This window comes from Paenibacillus alkaliterrae, from assembly GCF_021532375.1.
GTDB lineage: Bacteria > Bacillota > Bacilli > Paenibacillales > Paenibacillaceae > Pristimantibacillus > Pristimantibacillus alkaliterrae.
In genome coordinates, this window is the sequence record NZ_JAKGAP010000094.1 from 1 (window position 1) to 18,958 (window position 18,958).

The following is an 18,958-nucleotide window of genomic DNA, read 5'->3' on the forward strand; positions in this document are numbered from 1 at the left end:
ACTACATTCTCCACCTGAACCTCTTAATCAGTCAAAGTTGAAATATTGAGAATGAGCGAGAAATCAGGAGAAAACATTACTTTATAGTGGGAGTGATTGCATGAGTCAACCGATAGAAGCACTTGCCGAGACAATCAAGCTTTTGTCTGACAAGACTCGCCTAACCATTGTTGCTATGCTAAAGGAAAAAGAAATGTGCGTATGTGATATCGTAACCGTACTCGAAATGACTCAGCCTAATGTGAGTCAGCATTTAAGAAAATTAAAAATTGGCGGGCTGGTAAGTGAGACTAGGCGAGCCCAGTGGATTTATTATTCTTTAAATCTAGAGGATAAACCTTATCTAAATGGTATCGTCAGTGTGCTCCCTTCGATGAAGGAGCAGTTAAACAAATTAGATCTTGAATGCTGTAATTAAAGCTCATGCTTTCGAAGCAGGTTTGCTCCACAACCTTTGAGGAGGAATTATGTTAGTCATAGCATCCATTATTTTTCTTATCACCTTGATATTCGTAATCTGGCAGCCTAAAGACTTAAATATTGGCTATTCGGCTGCTGGCGGCGCAATACTGGCTCTCCTATTTGGCGTTGTTGATTTTAATGACGTTTGGGATGTTACCGGCATTGTATGGAACGCAACGTTAGCCTTTGTTGCCGTTATTCTTATTTCCTTGATTCTCGATGAGATCGGCTTCTTTGAATGGTCTGCGCTTCATATGGCTCGCTTTGCCAAAGGAAACGGCTATCTGATGTTTTCCTATGTCGTGCTGCTTGGCGCTGCAGTCGCCGCTTTCTTTGCTAATGACGGTGCGGCACTTATTCTTACTCCGATTGTACTAGCCATGGTCAGAGCACTAAAATTTGATGACCGGATGATCTTGCCATTTATTATGGCAAGCGGATTTATATCGGATACAGCTTCTTTACCGCTTGTAGTGAGCAATTTGGTCAATATCGTTTCATCGGATTTCTTTGGAATTGGGTTCGCCGAGTATGCAAGCCGGATGATCATTCCGAATTTCTTCGCGGTTGGAGCAAGCTTGCTTGTATTGTTCCTGTTTTTCAGAAGGAGCATTCCGAAGCAGTATGATCTAAACCAGTTGAAGCAGCCTCGTGAGGCGATCAAAGATATGCGTATGTTCAAGTTATCTTGGATCGTTTTAGCTGTATTATTGATAGCCTATCTGCTTAGCGAATTCGTAAATATTCCCGTATCAATTGTTGCAGGAGTTGCTGCTATCGTATTTATTATCGCTGCACGCAGAAGCGCGGCTATACATACGGGCGCTGTAATTAAAAGCGCACCTTGGTCCGTTGTCGTATTTTCCATCGGAATGTATGTCGTCGTTTATGGTCTTCGGAATGTCGGCCTTACGGATCAGCTAGGCATAGTATTTCAATGGACAGCAGATCAGGGATTATTTATGGCTACGATCGGTACAGGATTCATAGCAGCTATCCTCTCCTCGATTATGAACAACATGCCTACGGTTATGATCGATGCCTTAGCCATTCAAGGAACGAGCACGAATGGCGTTCTACGTGAGGCTCTGATTTACGCGAATGTCATCGGTTCGGATCTAGGTCCTAAAATCACACCAATCGGTTCGTTAGCCACTTTACTTTGGTTGCATGTCCTGTCCAAAAAAGGCGTGAAAATTACATGGGGTTATTATTTCAAAGTCGGCATTATGCTAACGCTCCCTGTTCTGTTCATAACGCTGGTTGGACTTTACCTGTGGTTAAGCATCATACATTAATCGAATTTCAAAGGAGACATACAAAATGGAAAAGAAACTTGTTTATTTCTTATGCACGGGTAATTCTTGTCGGAGTCAAATGGCAGACGGCTTTCTTCATGCGCTGGGCAGTGACAAGTACGAAGTGAAAAGCGCCGGGCTGGAAGCCCATGGTTTGAATCCGAGAGCGGTTCAAGTTATGCATGAAGCAGACGTGGACATTAGCGAAAACACTTCGAATGTCATTGATCCTGAAATTTTGAATCGCGCTCATTATGTTATTACGCTTTGCGGTCATGCCGATGAGCACTGCCCGATTATTTCCAATCCGAATGTGGTGAAATGGCATTGGGGTTTCGAGGATCCGGCAAAAGCAACGGGCACCGAAAATGAGATCATGGAGCAGTTCCGCAATACTCGTGAATCGATTAAAGCTCGTATCGAGAAGTTTGTAAAAGAAGGACAATAACATGTCCAACATCAAACGAATGCATGTAGCCGTCAATTGCACTGACTTGGAAAAGTCACTTACTTTTTATCGACAGTTTTTCGGAACAGAACCGGCGAAAGTGAAGGACAATTATGCGAAATTTGAATTAGACAATCCCGCGCTTCACTTTTCTTTAAATGTACGTCCTTTTGAGAAAAACGGTGTGCTTAATCACCTTGGTTTTCAAGTAGATAATACCGAAGACATGTTGGCAATGGGTGAACGATTAAGACAGGCAGATCTCCTTCTCATTGACGAAATGAATACTACATGCTGCTACGCTGTACAAGACAAAGTATGGGTATATGATCCTGACGGCAACGCCTGGGAGATTTTTTATACCAAAGAAGATTCGGAGTTTGAATCAGCTGGTGATCAGCGTGATCTCTCGCTTTGTTGTGCTCCTCCATCCGCTCCTGTACAGGTGGAATTTAAATCATTTAAAAAACAATTACTATAAAAAGAATGAGGAGCACCAAAACATGAGTAAAGCTTATCACGAACTAATTCCTGGTAAAATTTATATGGGCGGCGCCCAAGATGTACAGACAATGGTGGATAATGAAGGTGTTGTAGTTGTCGTCGATTTACGTGAAGAAGCTGAGCAATGCGCTGCGGTTGGTGATGCCTTGAAATGGATAAAGGTGCCATTGGGAGATGAAGCAAATGAACCCCAAGAAAAACTTCTTCATACCGCCATTAAGGCAGTTGTCGAATCCTACAAAGAAGGTAAAAAGGTCGCGTTTCATTGCGGAGGCGGGAAAGGTCGTACAGGAACAGTTGCTTATGGGACTCTTCTCGAGCTAGGTTTAGCAAATACGATTGAAGATGCTGAGCAGCAAGCCAAAAGCATACGATCGATTTTGAATATTAAGCCAGCACAGCGAAAATCATTGGAAGCGATATATTCATATTAGTATGTTTTGCCCGATGAACAGCCCAAACGTTGTATGACGTAAAGAGCTGTTAGTCGGGCCTTTTTATTTGAATGAATATTGAAACACATGATACTCACTCTTATTTTGCCTTGCAAGACAAAAAAAAAGAAGATGATTTCTCACCTTCTCTTACGTTTGTCTGGCTTCCAATCTCCTTGCAAATAAGGAAAGCACATAATTTACAATAAAATACATAAAAGCTACAAGAAGTAGAATCGGAAATACAATTCGGCTGTTCTGCCCCATCACAATATTGGCATGATGCATCATTTCACCAAGCGTGATGACGACGGTTAGAGAGGTATCCTTCAGCAAAGATATGAATTGACTGACGATGGGCGGCACCATACGCCGCAGGCCGATCGGAAGAATAATCTGCTGCAGAGTCTGCCCGTAGGATAATCCCGAAGACCTTGCGGCTTCCACCCATCCTTTGTCTACAGAATTAAGCCCGCTCCGCACAATTTCCGCAATCATTGCCGCTTCAAACAAGGTAAGCGCCGTTATGGCAGCCCAGAAGGGCGGTAAGCTGACGCCCAGCTCCGGCAGTCCGAAGCGGGCGAAGAAGATGAGCAGCAGCAACGGAAGGTTCCGTACCAATTCAACAAAGAGTCCAACAATTGGCGAGAGGACCGGCACCTTTGCATAACGGATGATCCCAAGCACGCAACCGAGTACGAAGCTGAAAATAATCGCTAACAAAGCGAGCCATAAGGTTAAACCAAAGCCCTCCAAAAGGAAGGAAAGGTTATCACGGCTATATGCCGATGTGAAGTCCATGCAGCCGGCCTCCTTAGCCGCTCCGCAGCAAACGTCGTTCCAGAGCGTTGGAAGCGATGCTGAGCGGAATCGTCAGAATAAGGTAAAACACGGCAACAAAAGCATAAGAGCTTACCGTATCATAAGTATAGGAATTGACAATGTCACCGAAATACATGAGGTCAAAGCCTGATACCACACTAAGTATGGATGAATTTTTCACTAAATTTAAAAATTGATTCGTTATTGGCGGAATAACAATCTTCACCGCTTGGGGCAGCACAACATGTCTCATCGTCTGTGTATACGTCAGTCCAGAGGAGCGAGCGGCCTCTGTCTGTCCAATCGGAACCGATTGAATCCCTGCCCTTACCGCTTCGGCGATATAGGCAGAGGTGTAAACCATCAGCCCTAATGTGCCTGAGATAAATCCATTCAACGTAAGCCCAAGCGCCGGAAGGCCTAGAAAAAAAATATAGACGACGAGCAGCAGCGGTATGTTGCGGAAGAACTCCACGTAAACCGCACCGAGAATATTCAATAGCCGAAAGGACGTTATCCGCATAATCGCAACTATAACGCCAAGGATGAAACTGCCGGCAAGCGCAAGCAAGCTGGCGGAAAGCGTGTTGCGTATGCCTTCAAGGTATAAGTCCCAATTGTCCGTTAAGATGTCTGGGCTAATCATCCGCCAACCTCCAATCGTTACTGCTTGGTCTCGGGCTTCTCACCAATCCACTTCTCGTAGATTCGGTCATATTCACCGCTGGACTTCAGCTCGGCAATCACTTCATTAACAGCCGTCACAAGATCCGCTTGCCCCTTCTTAATCGCAATACCGTAAGGTTCATCCGTGAATGTGCCGCCTACCACCTCATAATTAGAATCCTGCTTCGTCATTCCGTATAGAATAGCGTTGTCCGTTGTAAGCACATCGCCTTGGCCTGCCTTTAGTGCATTGAAGGCTTCTTGATAATTCTCGAACTGCTGCACGCGCAGACCCTCCACCTTGTCCTCAATATTTTTAATCGATGTTGCGCCCTTTACACCGACGACCTTCGTATCCTTGGTCACATCATCCAGACCACGTATCGCACTGCCCTTCTTCACGAGCAGAGACTGTCCTGCGTTGAAATAAATCTCAGAAAAGTCAACTTCCTTCTTGCGCTCATCCGTTACCGTCATAGTTGCGACAATCAAATCTATTTCTCCGTTGTTAAGCATCGGCATCCGTGTTTTCGAGGTCACTTCCTTCAGCTCCAGCTTCGTTTCATCGCCCAGCAGCTTCTTAGCAATGGCCTTGGCAATATCAATATCAAAGCCTTCAACGTTCCCTGAGCCGGGATCCTTCAGACCGAATAGCTTCGTATCGAACTTCACGCCGGCGATCAGCTTGTCGCGCTCTGTAATCTGACTCAGGACCGTATCGCTTCCGGCTTCGGCGTCATTGCCCGGCTCCGCGCTCGGTGCGTTTGAAGGCTCCGCATTCCCATTGCCTGCCTTGTTATTCCCGCCGCAGCCTGCAGCAATCAACATCGTAATCAGCAGCAATATTCCCAGTAAAGGCAATCTTCCGGCTCTATCCATCATCTTTTATCTCCTCTTTTCGATTGACTTTAATGATTGATCAGTCTGCTAAGGAACAGCTTCGCACGCTCTTCTTTTGGACTCGCGAAAAAATCCGCCGGCGTTGCTTCCTCAACGATACGCCCTTCATCCATGAAGACCATCCGGCTGCCCACTTCGCGGGCAAAGCCCATTTCATGAGTAACGACGACCATCGTCATCCCTTCTTGGGCAAGCTTTTTCATGGCATCGAGCACCTCGCCAATCATCTCCGGATCGAGAGCAGAGGTCGGCTCATCGAACAACATAATCTGCGGCTTCATCGCGAGACCTCTTGCAATAGCTACTCGCTGCTGCTGGCCTCCCGACAGTTGCGAAGGATAAGCATCCGCTTTGTCCGCGATCCCGACCTTCTCCAGGTAGAACATTGCGGTCGCCTTCGCTTCCTTCGCGGTTGCTCCTCTAACCCTAATAGGCGCAAGTGTAATATTTTGCAGAACCGTCCTATGCGGATACAGATTGAAATGCTGAAATACCATGCCGATCTCGCTTCTTAGCTTGTTCATGTTCGTTTTCTTGTCGCCGACGCGCTGGTCGCCTACGATGAGCTCGCCACTCGTAATGCGTTCCAGACCGTTAATACAACGCAGAAGCGTGCTTTTACCAGATCCGGACGGGCCTACAACGACAACAACCTCGCCTTTCTTCACCTCCAGGTTAATGTCCTTTAATACCTGAAACTTGCCAAAGTACTTGTCCACGCTCCGGAACGTAATCATTTTCTTTCCCCCCTCTCCTGAAAGTAGGACCATAAAAAGTAGACATGGCCTCTGTTCAAAGTATATGTACCAATACATTAACCCAGAATGAACGTTGGCTAAACATGGGTATTTCGCCCCAATTGATGCTGGACCCGGATAGCGTGGGACTCCTTATCCGAGTTGACCCGAGCCCTACTCCATCCTTGTCAATGGATAACTCTGAAGGTCCGGAAAGAGACTCTGTATAGCCGCACTATGTTTGTTTATAATTGATTACAGCTTCACTGCAAAAAAACTTACAAAAGGCCCTTGGCAGCTGAGCCAAGGGCCTTTTAGGAATTCAACTATATAAGTTGAACTAATCAATCACGCGAGTTCACGGCTGCACCGGCAGCACGAACTGGAACAACTCCATCTAATTTGTCTTAGACATCCTCTATTAAAGCAATTAACGGGAAAACCAGGCGTTATTCACCGGAATAATCGCTTCAAACCTATGCAATCTTTAGCTCAACTTATATAGATCGCAAAATCACGTTGCCGTTGAAAGAACAAATCAATTTCTCTAGCGGCGTTTTCATCGGAGTCAGAACCGTGGATCACATTGCTGGCAAGATCCGTTGCGAAATCTCCGCGAATTGTACCTGCTGTTGCAACTGCAGGATTCGTTGCACCGATCAATAACCGCGCATTTTGGACTGCGTTTCGACCCTCCAGAACCATGGCGAATATCGGCCCGGAAGTGATGAAATTGACCAGCTCTCCGAAAAATGGTTTCTCCTTTAATTCAAAATAATGGCGCTCAGCGGTTTCCTTGGAAACTTTCATCAATTTAGCATCTACTATTCTAAATCCTTTACGCTGAAAACGCACTATAATCTCACCGATAAGACCACGTTCAACACCATCAGGTTTAATCATCACAAAAGTTTGTTCCATGGATAACACTCCTATGTAGTTCAAATCATCAGACCTACTTCAATAAAACACGGTTAAACAAATCAGCCAGCGTCATTACTTTGCAGACATGACCGTTCCAGGCATTCGCCGTAGAACCGTTTCACCCCATTAGTGGGAAGCGTCGCTACAATTGTCCCACAGTGTTTGCAAATCACATAACCGAGATCAAGAGAAGCATTCGATTTCTGGAGTAGCTCACTAGTTTTCGACTCTTCCACCTTGCACCCATCCCTTCACTTTAGGCTCAAATTAATACCACAACATTATTCTAATATATGATGCAATATTTATCAACTATGATGTACTAAATAATATTAATCTAATCAAAAATATTTATATGTTACATAATTAGAGGAATACCTCAGTATTTGTCGTCATAATATCAGGAGCGCACCTTGAAACTTAGCATTTCTGATGTCATCCACATCTACTGAACGCGGGGGCACCCTGAGCATTGCAAAAAAACCACGCTTATTAGACGTGGTTTAATCGTATTGTTAGCTCAGCTAAATGTAACATTAGGAGAAGTTAACGCTTTATTGAATGTAAGCGTCAAATAGTCCACACCTTTAATGCTCCATTTATCCATGAGAAAATGAAGGTATCCTAAGAAAACAGGAGGTTGCCTCATGACGAAATTCTCCGTGTACGTGAAACTTTCAATTAAGATACACTCATTCTCACATGGTCCTGGATGCAATGCTAGGTGTGCAGGATTTGACGATTACGGACAATGCAATGAAGATGCGGACGGTGCATCTTTCCTATATTTTCGAAACTTTCAAAATATCTTAGCTGAATAACCTATCATTAGAGTATTCTGTGTTCCACTGATCGGTAGGAGCCCACATATCTGGAAAACCAGGCATTAAATGATCTTTTATGACTTCATCGTTGATATCATCAAAACCAAGCCCGGGTTTATCTGTCACAGGTATAAACCCGTTTTTAATGACATTCCCATCATAACCGGTAATAATATCGTTCCACCATGGGACATCCGGCGCGTTTAACTCCATCGCGATAAAGTTCTCGGTTGCAACACCCATATGCGCTGTGGCTAGTGCCGCAACGGGCGTTTCACACATATGCATTGCCATCGCAACACGATAACGTTGTGCCAGGTCACCTATTTTCTTGGTCTCGTAAATGCCGGAAGAACAAATGTCGGGATGTATAATGGGTACTGCCCGATTAACAATAAGTTGTTCAAAACTTTCAAGTGTCGAAAGATCTTCGCCTGTAGCTAATGGCGTTGAGGTTAACTGACTCAATCTCTTGTATTCCTCTGTATAAGTGCAAGGCAACACGTCTTCTGCCCACAATAGATTGTATTTCTCCAAGCGGCGCAGCAGACGCGCAGCGTCTTCAAGATTTAAGTAGCCCAGGTGGTCGATCGCCAGGGGCATTTTATATCCAAGTATTTCACGCATATGCGATACCTCTTCTTCGTACCGGTCTAGCCCCCGTTCAGTTATACGGTACATGATGTATGGAGATTGAGTGTTTACAATGTCAAAAGCACGATTACGTCGTTGAAACTCCGGACCGTCTTGTGTATCCCGATGGTTTTTTATATACTCAAAGTTATATTGTGCAGCCTTGTGAAAATCCTCTACATAGTTACCAGGTGCAGAAATCAAATCTTCGTCCGGGTAGCGTGCCTGAAGGCTCTCAACACCCAAGACCGCTTTAACCATCGTGAAACCGCCTTCATCAGCAAACTTTTTCAAGCGCTTTCCCATCGAATATCCGTCACCTTGAACTCCTGGCGTATTAACCCCAAGATCGCAATACACGCGGACAGCGTCGCGGAACTTACCTCCCAGCATCTGATAAACGGGAACACCATAAGCCTTACCTGCGAGATCCCAAAGTGCCATCTCAATTCCGGCGACACCACCTGCTTGTCTTCCTGTTCCCATGAACTGTTTAATCCGACGAAACAACTTATCTACGTTACATGGATTCTCACCCAGCAAGCGACCTTTCAGCATCGCTGCATAGGTGCGGCTTCCAAAGTCTCGGAGTTCTCCGATTCCTGTTATCCCCTGATTTGTATAAATTTTGACGAGTGTGCAATGCATTGGTGCACCTGCTAAATCCACAAATCGCATATCTGTAATTTTGAGCTCGGAAGGTCTTGAATATGTGTTTACATGGCCTAACGTCGATTCGAAATTATCTGACATGTTACTTTCCTCCTTTGGTTATTATTGTATAAACCTTGACCCTATTCTCTTAAAACCCGTTTGAATTCAGTTCTTTTCTATGAAGAACCTCGTTACATTGGTTTCCAATGAATATAACTCAATATTCACCAATTCCCAGCCTTATAGCATGCCGAAGTGTCAACAAATCACGTTCTACTTCCAGGTACTCATTTGCGCCTCCTCTGTATTCCAAGGACCAGCATCCCTGATACCCACCATTGCGCAACAACTGCACCTTTTGTATCAGCTCTGATCCAGAGAAATCCACAAACGCTCTATCAAGTTGGACGTGGGCCGTGAAGGGCGAAACCATCTCGTCGCCGATCTCCTTATCAACCAACCAACGGCTGACATTGAGTATAATTCCGAATCCAGGCATTGAAATTTCATTGCAAATTCGCTTCAAGTTTTGAGGAACTAGAGTAGCTGGCTGATGAGTCTGCGGACCTACCCGAAAGCCATGGTCATGGGCAAATTGTACGTATTCACTGTATCGTTTAACACAAAACTCAAACTGTTCATCAGACAGTTTCATTGTATTGACGCCCAAGTCAATCCGAAGCGTTTGAACTCCCCACTTGCGTGCAATGTCCAGGTATAAAAGCGCCTTTCGATGATTTTGTTCACGAACTGCGGGATCGTCATTCCAGACGTCGGCCCCATCTACGCTAAGGTTTGCAACTGTCAACCCTTCCTCATCCAATGTCTGCTTAATACTTAGGATATAGTCTTCCTCTGTGGAGAGGAGCATACCGTTCCAAATATCTGCTTGATTGAGTCGATAGCGATATTTGATACTTTCCAAATAGCCGAACAAACTCATTTTTCCCGTTTCGAATAAAGCATGAAAAGACCAAGATCCAATTGAAAATGCTGCCATGTGGTTTCCCCCTAATTAAAATACAATGAACAATCATTATATAAATAATTCCATTATCCGATTTACTTCTGTACACACTTTATTTTCCGGCTCGCCGATAGGATCGCTTACAACTTCAATGTGCTCAGGTGCTGAATATGCTTCTTCATGTACTCATCGGCCTTGAAAGCAAACCCAAAGGTATTCTTGATTTGGGAGACATCTATGGGTATGCCCTCAGGCTCAGGATACCCCTTCTCCTCTAGTGTGATTTGACTTTTGGAACCAAGGAGGCATACCGCGATTTGCGCTATCTGAGCCCATGTACGGAATTCAGTGCTCACAGCGGTATAATAGCCGCGGTCCAGTTCATCGGAATGGAGCAAAGCTGAGTATACTTTTGCAAGGTCACCCGCCCAGATGAATTGCGTACCGTCATTCTTGATAAAGGACATGGACTCGTTTGCCAGGGCGCTTTTTACCATATTTACAATCTTACGGTCGGGATAGAGCGGTCCGCCCTCCACGCAGGGATTGCCAAAGGTATAACCCGGCCGCACGACATTTGCCTGAAGATTATACTGAGAGGCTATAGCCATGAGATAAGCCTCTGTCGCGGCCTTAGTGGCGCCATAATAAGTATTTGGCTTTATAAAACCCCTATCTTTGTTAGGCGTCGAGCCAAAGCTGGCAATGGATGAGGTATAAATGATTTTTTTAACTCCCGCCTCCGCAGCCATCTGGAACAGGCGGACAGAGGGCATTGTTTCATTTACTAACGTTTCCTCCGCAGTCCCGTCTTGCCACGAGAGCGCTATATGGACGCATGCATCTTGTCCCGCAAGCCCTTTAGCGATAGCGCCCACATCGTCCATTTGTCCGGTAACAAAACTGATATTCTCATGGTCCACAAAACCCGAGACCTTGTTCGCATTTCTGGCAAAGAGTGTGACTTCATGTCCATGCATAAGCAGCTCCTTGACGACATACGAACCGATAAAACCGGTACCGCCCGTAACAAAAACTTTCATTTTTTCACTCCTTTCTGCATCATTCCTTTACGCTGCCAATCACAAGCCCGGTTGTAAAATACTTTTGTAGAAACGGATAGATACACAAAATCGGTATCATTGCTAAAAACATTTGCGCTGCGCCTGTGGTGCGGGCGCTAACCATCGACAGATATTTGGATAAATTGCCGCTGAGATCGGTGTTGTTGCGTAAAAATTCTTCCGGATTCACGACAACCGTTTGCAAGTAAGTCTGCAACGGATAGTTTTGAATATTGTTCATGTAGATCATGCCGTCGAACCAGCTGTTCCAATGGTCTACAAACGAAAACAACGTTACTGTCGCGATTGTGGCCGTCGAGACCGGCAAAACAACTCTGAACAGCGTCTGCACATGACTCGCGCCGTCGATGTACGCCGCCTCCAACAATTCCTTCGGCAGGCTGCGCATATAGTTCATCACGACGAGCATGCTGAAAATGGGAAGCGCGCCCGGCAAAACAAGCGCCCATATGGAATCGATCAACCCGGTATTCCTCACCACCATATACGTAGGAATCAATCCGGCGTTGAAGAGTATGGTCACAACAAAGAACCATGAGAAAATACTCCGGGCCCTGAATTCCGTTTTTAATTTTGAGAGAGGATAAGCTGTCAGGATGATCAATAGCAGATTGATAGGCACGCCAATCGAAACCCGCGTGATAGAGACCAGGAGAGATACGAAAAATTTCGAGGTATTCGTTATAAATTCATAAGAGATTGTAGTAAAACCGACCGGGAAAAAAGTAACCTCTCCTGCAGCGACTGCAGTTTTGTCGGAGAAGGATACCGCCAGCAAGTTGATAAACGGCGCTATGCATGCAAGTGCAACAATCAGTAGGAAAACTATATTGCTCACAAGGAATATTTTACGTGGTATGGAATCCTTTATACTCATTTTCCTATCCTCCAATTAAAATACTCTATATCCTGTCAATTTGTCAGCCAAGTAATAAGACACAACGATAAAAATCATTGATACACCCGACTTAAACAGGCCTGCAGCCGTGGAGAGCGAGTATTGAGCCTGCTCAATGCCCAGTCGAAACACGAGTGTATCCAAAATATCGCCGGTTGAATAGACCACAGGGCTGTACATATTATAGATCTGATCGAAACCGCCGTTGAGGATATTGGCAAGACCCAACACGGTCATCAGTACTACGATGGCTGAAATGCCGGGCAGGGTGATGTGCCATGTCTGCCGCCAACGGTTTGCGCCGTCGATAACTGAAGCTTCATAAAGCGCAGGGTCTATGCTTGTAAGGGAGGCCAAGTAAATGACCGATGCGAATCCGAAATTTTTCCAGATATCGGTCATTACCATCGTAGCTGGAAACACGTCAGGATTACCAAGGAAAAAGATCGGCTCAATTCCAAGCTTGGATAGGAGTATATTTACAAGACCCTCGCTCGGTGACAAAATATTTAAAAGGATACCGGATAATATGATCCATGACAGGAAATGCGGAAGATAGACCAACGTCTGGAAAATACGCTTGGTTAAAATATTTCTGACTTCGTTGAGCAACAGCGCAAACACGACCGGAACAATGACGCCGCCAATCAATTTACCCAATGCGATAATGACCGTATTTTGAATAACCGGCCATATATTTGGCATAGAAAACAACGTAGTGAAATTTTGAAGACCTACCCATTGTTGTTGTCCGAACATACCTTTTGCCGGAACAAATTTCTGGAACGCGATCACAACGCCGGCCATAGAGCCGTAGCTGTAGATAGACACCAGAACGACCGCGGGAAGCAGCATGAGATACAAGGGAAGCTCTCTTAACATCTTATCTTTTCGTTTCAGATTTACAAACACTCGTTTTCCACCACCTGTAAATGATTTAGGTCAAGGACTGCCGTTCCAGGCAGTTCCAATAGAGACGGCACCGCATGGCGGTAAAACCTTCTTTTAAATAACTGCGGCGGGGAAAACCCCGCCGCAGTCCTTGGATTAAAATGACTTATTTTGCCGGATACATTTTCTCAAGTTCGTCGAGAGTCTGCTGACCTCCCGCCTTCAGCCACTGCTGCACAAAGGTGTCGAAATGATCGACAGGCTTAGCACCAGTAATGATATCGGTAAAGGTTGTTATCGTGAGCGTATCCAGCGAAGAAACGTTAGTCAACCACGCTTCAGGCCTTTCAATACCCAGGATGCTCTGGACCATCGCGTTTTCGGGGATGTACTTGTTCAATACCCATGGCAGAGAGCCTGACTTGGACATCTGGCCCCAGGTGCCAAAGGCATTGTCATCTTGTGCAAGAGATCCGTTATCAAAGCCTACAATATAATCATATAAGGGCTTTGCGGCGGGAGCCAGGCCATCAGAGGATCCTTTGTCGAGAGCTTCCAGCAAATCAGCTGCGTAAACCTCACCCGGTTGATCGATATATATTGGGGAGAGCCTGTACTGCTCATTCGACCAGTATTTGTCGTAATCATCCTTCGTTGAGTTATTGACAGTCTGATCGTACAGATTGAGAATCTTGATGACCGCTTCGGGATTCTTCGCTTTCGCGCTGACCATCGTCATCTGGCCAACAGCGTTGCTCTCAACACCAATCTTGTAATCGTAACCAGGCTTTGTGGGAATGGCATATGGATATGTAATAACGCCATCCTTTTTGTAAACATTATTGTAAGGATACCATGTGCCCCAGTTGCTTCCATAAGCCATACCGATCTTACCGCTGGTAATATCTTCAACCAATGCGGATTCGTTTTTGGAGGTAAATTCCTTGTCGATAAGGCCTTGGTTAAACATATCTGCCAACAGAGAAAGCGCTTCTTTCATGTTCGGCTGAATCCAGGCAAATGTCATCTTGCCATTCTCGTCGCGGTAGAACATACTCTCATCGCGTCCGGGAACGCTAAACGCGGAGACCAAACCAAGAATGCTGCCGTGGTTTTGTCTGATGAGATCCTTGTTGAGGGCAAGTCCATACGTGTCGCCATTTACACCGTTACCGTCAGGATCGCCCGTAGCGAACTTCTTTGCAAGCGCAACCATTTCTTCGATCGTCTTCGGAGGCTGAGAATTGGTGTTCTTAAGCCAGTCCTCACGTATCCAGAGGAACGGCGCCTGATGGAAGTTGTCGTTCATGCGCGGTATGGCGTAAAGCTTGCCGTCTATCGTAGCACCCTTGAATGAATCAGCAAATCTTTCCTGATATGCCTTGAGTGAATCAGATGCGTATTTGTTAAAGACATCGGTGAGATCAGCCAGTTGCCCATTCTGTGCCAACTGTAGAAATACATTAACGTCCTGCGTTTTGAATACGTCCGGCAGGTCGCCTGAAGCAATGATGGCATTCAGTTTGTTTTTGTATGCGTCGGTGCTGCTGTCGGCACTGAAGGCAACCTTTAAATCGATGTTGAGCTGTTCTTTGATTAAGCGGCTCCAACGGTTATCTTCCCAGGTATCTTTATCAAGGAGCTTCGAAGCTGCCGCGGTTTGAACGGCCCAAGTCATCGTTACCGGTTCCTGATACTTTCCAACGGGGTCAATGTTTTCCGGGGTATCGCTGCTGCCGGCTGCATTTTCCTTGGTGGTGCCTGCATTGGACTCCGCGGGAGCGCTTTTACACGCTGTAATGCTAAATAACATGAGCAAGGCCAGCAGAACGAGCGTTAGAACTCTTTTAGGGATCATCTTTTTCACGTACAATTCCTCCTTTATTTTTAATGTGATGAAGCGAATTAAAGCGCTTTCCTTTTCGTTCAGAATAAAACATCCATAAAAAGATGATCAATACTTTTTCCGACTTTTTTCATCATGGCGTTAATGTAAACTAAATTGTTTTTGCAGAAAACAAGTTTGTTAACTTATTGCCTTTTGATGGTTTTGTGTGACCTGTCTTGTTTGGACGAGGCCAGATCAGCGTAAATTCCCCTTAAATGTAGTAGTTGATTACACATCTGATACCCTTCGCAAAACATTAGTCGCCGACTACACGTGGCATCCCCCCTCTCATTAGTTCGCATTATCGTAAACGCGCGTTAATTTTTGGATAGAAGAACCCTGGAAATCATATAAATAAACACGCGTTTATTCCGGGATAAAAAAATTCATATCCTTCTGCACGAGTCTCTGACAACCAGACTTCAATCAAGCTCGGACTCTCAGGATATAACTGAAACATTGCCGGGCTCGATGAGAAACAGCGCGATCATGCACACCCCTTTGCCTGCAAGGACTTTGGCCGACAAAGAAGGAAAATAATTATGCGATTAAATCACTTTCATGAGTTTGTCACGCGTTTATGGACTCATAATACCACAACGTATTAAAGCGCTGTCAATCTTTTTTATTTCTCCCGCAAAAAACATTGATCAGGTCTGATAATCATCATTGCATAAACACGTGTTTATGGTATACTTGCACAAAACGGAATATTCCGTCAAATATAACCAACTGAACAAAGGATGGGATTACAATGCGGCTTGGAGGTCAGGTCTTTTTAGAACAAAAAAATCCGGATAGTTGGGCGAATGCGCTCAAAGAAGCGGGCTTTCGTGCAACAACCTGCCCCATCAGCGGAGATGAAGACATCGCCGAACTTGATGATTATCTGAAAGCGGCTAATCAATATGATATCTTAATCTCCGAGGTCGGCGCCTGGAGCAACCCGATAAGCCGGAACGAAGACACCAGACGCAAAGCCATAGACTACTGTATCAAAAGACTGGAACTTGCCGAGCGGATTGGCGCTCAATGCTGCGTCAATATCGCTGGATCACGAGGCGAACAATGGGATGGGCCGGATCCGGACAACTTCAGTAACGAAACGTTTGAATTGATCGTAGAGACGACGCAAGAAATCATCGATGCCGTAAAACCAGAGCGCACGGTATTTGCGTTGGAAATGATGCCGTGGGTATTCCCGGATTCTGCGGATACCTACCTTTCGTTGATCAAGGCAGTCGACCGCAAAGGCTTCGGAGTGCACTTCGATCCAGTGAATATCATCAGCAGCCCCCGAATTTATTACCGGAATGGCGACATGATACGTGACTTTTTCGAAAAGCTCGGTCCCTATATTCGAAACTGTCACGCAAAGGACATTCATCTGACGGGTCGCTTAACAGTTCATCTGGAAGAGGTTATACCGGGTAAGGGTAATCTTGATTATCGGACATTCCTTACGGAATTGAACAAGCTACACCCGGATACCACGCTGATTATCGAGCATTTGTCGACCTGCGAAGAGTACCGGCAAGCTTCCGATTACATCCGAAAGACCGCCTCGGAGCTTAATATTCCCTTGTGATGAAAGGTGTGAAACTCATGACAGACGAGCAGTTGTTGGAAGAATTGTTACAGGAGGAGAAGGAATTACAATTCGTTTCATTCTCGAATGAAACGGCACTGCGTATCGGAATGGAGATCATTGACCGAGCTAAGGTTGAAGGTAAATCGATAACGATCGATATACGAATAGGCGAACAGCAGGTGTTTCACTATGCGTGTCCGGGCACTTCAGCCGACAACGATGCCTGGACCGAACGGAAAGCGCGCATCGTCGATCGCTTCGGTCGCAGTTCTTACTATATGGAAATCGAGCTAAGAGCCGCAGGCAAAACGATAGCCGATCGTTATTTTCTGGATCCGTCTCGATACGCTCCATTTAACGGGGCGTTTCCTATTAGAGTTCGCAGAGCAGGCGTAATTGGTTCGGTTGTCGTTTCCGGCTTGCCCGGAGATCAGGACCATAAGCTTGTCACAGCGGTTTTGAGACAAGTTATCGACGCATCCGCAGTCCAATGAACCGCGGGTTCATTGGAGGATAATCTGTCCGAATTAAACAAAAACAATGATACAAACTAGGAGGCATCATGTATAAAAACGACGCAACGTTCACCCCAATCTTTGACGGAAAAACACTCGAAGGTTGGCATTTTGTTCCGCGCTTTCCTATTCCCCGCGCCCCCGGCGAACCTGGACCGGATACTACCACCGAAGAATACCGACGCGCCACGCAAACATCGGGAAAATGGACTGTTGAAGATGGTGCAATCACAGGACGGCAGGATCCGCCCGGATGCGGTTACGGCGGCTATCTCCTCAGCGATGGGGTATACGGCGATTTCGAGTTGGTCTTCGAAGCACGTCCCGACTGGCCGGCGGATACCGGCATTCTGGTGCGTGCGTCTGCTCTCGGTTCTCAAGGGTTCCAAATCCTTCTGGATCACCGCCGCTCGGGAAATATAGGTGGTATTTACGGCAATGGCATCGGCGGCTTCCATGGCATCAATTTTACCCTCGATGCGAAGTACAATGAGCAAGGTAATCCCGTAGGGCTGAGACTGGAAGACCCCGCGACCACTATCGAGCCCATGACACCTGACAAACCGGCACTTCTTGAATATGCGGCAACCGGTGAGCAGTTCCTGTCTATATGGAAGTGGAACAACTGGAATGAATTCAGAATTCGCGTCGAAGGGGATTCACCGCGGATCACCGTCCATATCAACGATATGAAAATTTCTGAAATCGATACGGCTAACTTGAAGCACCCATTGTATAACGCCGCGGCGGTCCGGGATCTGCTCGGACCGAAAGGACACATCGCCTTCGAAATCCATGATAACGATCCCGGCATGGGCGAAGCGCGTTGGGCGCCGAATGCGGCTTGCAGTTGGCGCAATATACGGATTCGCGAGTTTTAGACGGCCGCAGAACGTGATATGTTTCTTGGTCGGACAAAATTGTATTCTCGCTTCGATTGGGAGAGCCACTTCAGCACAACTACCACAAACTGCTCCCCATTATAAAACTAAAGTCTCCCGTTAGAATAGGCTGCCGATAAATTCGGCAGCCTGTTGTCTTTGCACTAACTTTCTCTGTTAGTTCACCAAACTATTATCTTCGGCATCAAGTAAATAACCGATAAACTCTTCGTGTAAAGCAATATTTTCTCTCATCGATTCTCCAGTTCCCATAATAACAAGATCAATATTGAATTTCTCAGCAAGTTCCGTTCCACCATCAATCATAACCAATACGGAGTGTAAAACCCCTGTTACCGTGTTTTTCAGGATTTTCTTAAAGGCTACTATTTCATTTTCGTTTTCGATTTTATTTCGTAATGTGTCGTATTCTTCCTTTAACTCAGACCATTCAGGAATAACAGAATTCGGACCAAGGTAGTCCACTTGTGCCCAAGTATCCCTTATCTGTTTTAAATCTTGAAATAGATCATCATGCTTACTCAATTTTTCAGCCTCCGTTATTCTTCTTTTCATATAATAATCATCTAGCATTCCTTCACTATACTGCCAGTTACCGTAGAAAGGGCTACCGCGTAAAACATATCGGCAGCCTCCTGTAATGTTATTAAGCTCTTGTTCCCCATAGGTTGAATAAAAAGATTATTCTCACCTTTTCTACCTTGCTTGATTCCTATATGGGTTCAAAACTTCGTCAACCCATTTTCGAAACCGCTCATATGCTTCTTCATTGGTTTTTACATTACAAATAAAGACACCCATAAATTCATCATAGTGATGTCTTTTTAGCCCCTATTTAGACTTGGACAATACACCCCTTACTTAGATACAATGAAATTAAGCGGAGGGGAACACGATATGAGGAAGAAACAGTAC

The 18,958-nt window shown here is 45.4% G+C and carries 20 protein-coding genes; 8 read left to right on the forward strand and 12 right to left on the reverse strand.

Features of this window, described 5'->3' with window-relative positions; all coding sequences use genetic code 11:
• Positions 1–100 precede the first annotated feature (100 nt).
• The 5 genes from L1N85_RS24800 to L1N85_RS24820 are packed head-to-tail and all read left to right on the forward strand — an operon-like array spanning position 101 to position 3,146.
• The gene (locus L1N85_RS24800; protein ID WP_235241706.1) at positions 101–418 is read left to right on the forward strand and encodes an ArsR/SmtB family transcription factor; all 318 of its coding nucleotides are present in this window, start codon (positions 101–103) and stop codon (positions 416–418) included.
• A 49-nt stretch (positions 419–467) separates the two neighbouring features.
• Positions 468–1,760, forward strand: a complete 1,293-nt coding sequence (locus L1N85_RS24805; RefSeq protein WP_235241707.1) for an arsenic transporter — start codon at positions 468–470, stop codon at positions 1,758–1,760.
• Between the two features lie 25 nt (positions 1,761–1,785).
• Positions 1,786–2,208, forward strand: a complete 423-nt coding sequence (arsC, locus tag L1N85_RS24810; RefSeq protein WP_235241708.1) for an arsenate reductase (thioredoxin) — start codon at positions 1,786–1,788, stop codon at positions 2,206–2,208.
• A 1-nt stretch (position 2,209) separates the two neighbouring features.
• Complete coding sequence (locus tag L1N85_RS24815) at positions 2,210–2,689, forward strand: ArsI/CadI family heavy metal resistance metalloenzyme (protein WP_235241709.1); 480 nt, start codon at positions 2,210–2,212, stop codon at positions 2,687–2,689.
• 22 nt (positions 2,690–2,711) lie between these two features.
• Positions 2,712–3,146: a protein-tyrosine phosphatase family protein gene (locus L1N85_RS24820; RefSeq protein WP_235241710.1), complete on the forward strand. Its 435-nt coding sequence runs from the start codon at positions 2,712–2,714 to the stop codon at positions 3,144–3,146.
• Positions 3,147–3,296: 150 nt separating this feature from the next.
• On the opposite strand, the gene L1N85_RS24825 is transcribed toward L1N85_RS24820, so the two are convergent.
• From L1N85_RS24825 to L1N85_RS24875, 11 genes are all read right to left on the reverse strand, one after another.
• Positions 3,297–3,947 (reverse strand): amino acid ABC transporter permease, encoded by a 651-nt coding sequence (locus tag L1N85_RS24825; RefSeq protein WP_235241711.1) that lies wholly within the window; start codon positions 3,945–3,947, stop codon positions 3,297–3,299.
• Between the two features lie 13 nt (positions 3,948–3,960).
• A complete protein-coding gene (locus tag L1N85_RS24830; protein WP_235241712.1) occupies positions 3,961–4,614 on the reverse strand; it encodes an amino acid ABC transporter permease in 654 nt (217 codons plus the stop codon).
• Between the two features lie 17 nt (positions 4,615–4,631).
• Positions 4,632–5,513 (reverse strand): transporter substrate-binding domain-containing protein, encoded by an 882-nt coding sequence (locus L1N85_RS24835; RefSeq protein ID WP_235241723.1) that lies wholly within the window; start codon positions 5,511–5,513, stop codon positions 4,632–4,634.
• Between the two features lie 29 nt (positions 5,514–5,542).
• Positions 5,543–6,304, reverse strand: coding sequence for an amino acid ABC transporter ATP-binding protein (locus tag L1N85_RS24840; RefSeq protein ID WP_328285289.1), 762 nt, complete (start codon positions 6,302–6,304; stop codon positions 5,543–5,545).
• 459 nt (positions 6,305–6,763) lie between these two features.
• Complete coding sequence (gene ndk, locus L1N85_RS24845; RefSeq protein WP_235241714.1) at positions 6,764–7,192, reverse strand: nucleoside-diphosphate kinase; 429 nt, start codon at positions 7,190–7,192, stop codon at positions 6,764–6,766.
• Between the two features lie 812 nt (positions 7,193–8,004).
• Positions 8,005–9,405, reverse strand: a complete 1,401-nt coding sequence (locus L1N85_RS24850) for a mandelate racemase/muconate lactonizing enzyme family protein (protein WP_235241715.1) — start codon at positions 9,403–9,405, stop codon at positions 8,005–8,007.
• 118 nt (positions 9,406–9,523) lie between these two features.
• On the reverse strand, positions 9,524–10,306 hold the full coding sequence (locus L1N85_RS24855; protein WP_235241716.1) for a sugar phosphate isomerase/epimerase family protein: 783 nt from the start codon (positions 10,304–10,306) through the stop codon (positions 9,524–9,526).
• A 107-nt stretch (positions 10,307–10,413) separates the two neighbouring features.
• A complete protein-coding gene (locus L1N85_RS24860) occupies positions 10,414–11,316 on the reverse strand; it encodes an NAD-dependent epimerase/dehydratase family protein (protein WP_235241717.1) in 903 nt (300 codons plus the stop codon).
• Between the two features lie 19 nt (positions 11,317–11,335).
• The gene (locus L1N85_RS24865; RefSeq protein ID WP_235241718.1) at positions 11,336–12,235 is read right to left on the reverse strand and encodes a carbohydrate ABC transporter permease; all 900 of its coding nucleotides are present in this window, start codon (positions 12,233–12,235) and stop codon (positions 11,336–11,338) included.
• A gap of 15 nt (positions 12,236–12,250) precedes the next feature.
• Positions 12,251–13,168, reverse strand: a complete 918-nt coding sequence (locus L1N85_RS24870; RefSeq protein WP_407946564.1) for an ABC transporter permease — start codon at positions 13,166–13,168, stop codon at positions 12,251–12,253.
• A 145-nt stretch (positions 13,169–13,313) separates the two neighbouring features.
• Positions 13,314–15,005, reverse strand: a complete 1,692-nt coding sequence (locus tag L1N85_RS24875; protein WP_235241725.1) for an extracellular solute-binding protein — start codon at positions 15,003–15,005, stop codon at positions 13,314–13,316.
• Between the two features lie 784 nt (positions 15,006–15,789).
• Between L1N85_RS24875 and L1N85_RS24880 the strand changes: the two genes are divergently transcribed.
• The 3 genes from L1N85_RS24880 (at position 15,790) to L1N85_RS24890 (ending at position 18,022) form a co-directional block, all read left to right on the forward strand.
• Positions 15,790–16,623, forward strand: a complete 834-nt coding sequence (locus L1N85_RS24880; protein WP_235241719.1) for a sugar phosphate isomerase/epimerase family protein — start codon at positions 15,790–15,792, stop codon at positions 16,621–16,623.
• A gap of 17 nt (positions 16,624–16,640) precedes the next feature.
• Positions 16,641–17,120 (forward strand): heme-degrading domain-containing protein, encoded by a 480-nt coding sequence (locus L1N85_RS24885; protein ID WP_235241720.1) that lies wholly within the window; start codon positions 16,641–16,643, stop codon positions 17,118–17,120.
• Between the two features lie 68 nt (positions 17,121–17,188).
• The gene (locus tag L1N85_RS24890; RefSeq protein WP_235241721.1) at positions 17,189–18,022 is read left to right on the forward strand and encodes a 3-keto-disaccharide hydrolase; all 834 of its coding nucleotides are present in this window, start codon (positions 17,189–17,191) and stop codon (positions 18,020–18,022) included.
• Positions 18,023–18,199: 177 nt separating this feature from the next.
• Here L1N85_RS24890 and L1N85_RS24895 read toward each other — a convergent pair whose 3' ends face one another.
• The gene (locus tag L1N85_RS24895; RefSeq protein WP_235241722.1) at positions 18,200–18,568 is read right to left on the reverse strand and encodes a histidine kinase; all 369 of its coding nucleotides are present in this window, start codon (positions 18,566–18,568) and stop codon (positions 18,200–18,202) included.
• Positions 18,569–18,958: the final 390 nt, after the last annotated feature.

Coding starts and splice junctions, on each gene's coding strand:
- L1N85_RS24800 (WP_235241706.1), top strand. CDS start 101: ATGAGTCAACCGATAGAAGCACTTGCCGAGACAATCAAGCTTTTGTCT.
- L1N85_RS24805 (WP_235241707.1), top strand. CDS start 468: ATGTTAGTCATAGCATCCATTATTTTTCTTATCACCTTGATATTCGTA.
- arsC (WP_235241708.1), top strand. CDS start 1,786: ATGGAAAAGAAACTTGTTTATTTCTTATGCACGGGTAATTCTTGTCGG.
- L1N85_RS24815 (WP_235241709.1), top strand. CDS start 2,210: ATGTCCAACATCAAACGAATGCATGTAGCCGTCAATTGCACTGACTTG.
- L1N85_RS24820 (WP_235241710.1), top strand. CDS start 2,712: ATGAGTAAAGCTTATCACGAACTAATTCCTGGTAAAATTTATATGGGC.
- L1N85_RS24825 (WP_235241711.1), bottom strand. CDS start 3,947: ATGGACTTCACATCGGCATATAGCCGTGATAACCTTTCCTTCCTTTTG.
- L1N85_RS24830 (WP_235241712.1), bottom strand. CDS start 4,614: ATGATTAGCCCAGACATCTTAACGGACAATTGGGACTTATACCTTGAA.
- L1N85_RS24835 (WP_235241723.1), bottom strand. CDS start 5,513: ATGGATAGAGCCGGAAGATTGCCTTTACTGGGAATATTGCTGCTGATT.
- L1N85_RS24840 (WP_328285289.1), bottom strand. CDS start 6,304: ATGGTCCTACTTTCAGGAGAGGGGGGAAAGAAAATGATTACGTTCCGG.
- ndk (WP_235241714.1), bottom strand. CDS start 7,192: ATGGAACAAACTTTTGTGATGATTAAACCTGATGGTGTTGAACGTGGT.
- L1N85_RS24850 (WP_235241715.1), bottom strand. CDS start 9,405: ATGTCAGATAATTTCGAATCGACGTTAGGCCATGTAAACACATATTCA.
- L1N85_RS24855 (WP_235241716.1), bottom strand. CDS start 10,306: ATGGCAGCATTTTCAATTGGATCTTGGTCTTTTCATGCTTTATTCGAA.
- L1N85_RS24860 (WP_235241717.1), bottom strand. CDS start 11,316: ATGAAAGTTTTTGTTACGGGCGGTACCGGTTTTATCGGTTCGTATGTC.
- L1N85_RS24865 (WP_235241718.1), bottom strand. CDS start 12,235: ATGAGTATAAAGGATTCCATACCACGTAAAATATTCCTTGTGAGCAAT.
- L1N85_RS24875 (WP_235241725.1), bottom strand. CDS start 15,005: ATGATCCCTAAAAGAGTTCTAACGCTCGTTCTGCTGGCCTTGCTCATG.
- L1N85_RS24880 (WP_235241719.1), top strand. CDS start 15,790: ATGCGGCTTGGAGGTCAGGTCTTTTTAGAACAAAAAAATCCGGATAGT.
- L1N85_RS24885 (WP_235241720.1), top strand. CDS start 16,641: ATGACAGACGAGCAGTTGTTGGAAGAATTGTTACAGGAGGAGAAGGAA.
- L1N85_RS24890 (WP_235241721.1), top strand. CDS start 17,189: ATGTATAAAAACGACGCAACGTTCACCCCAATCTTTGACGGAAAAACA.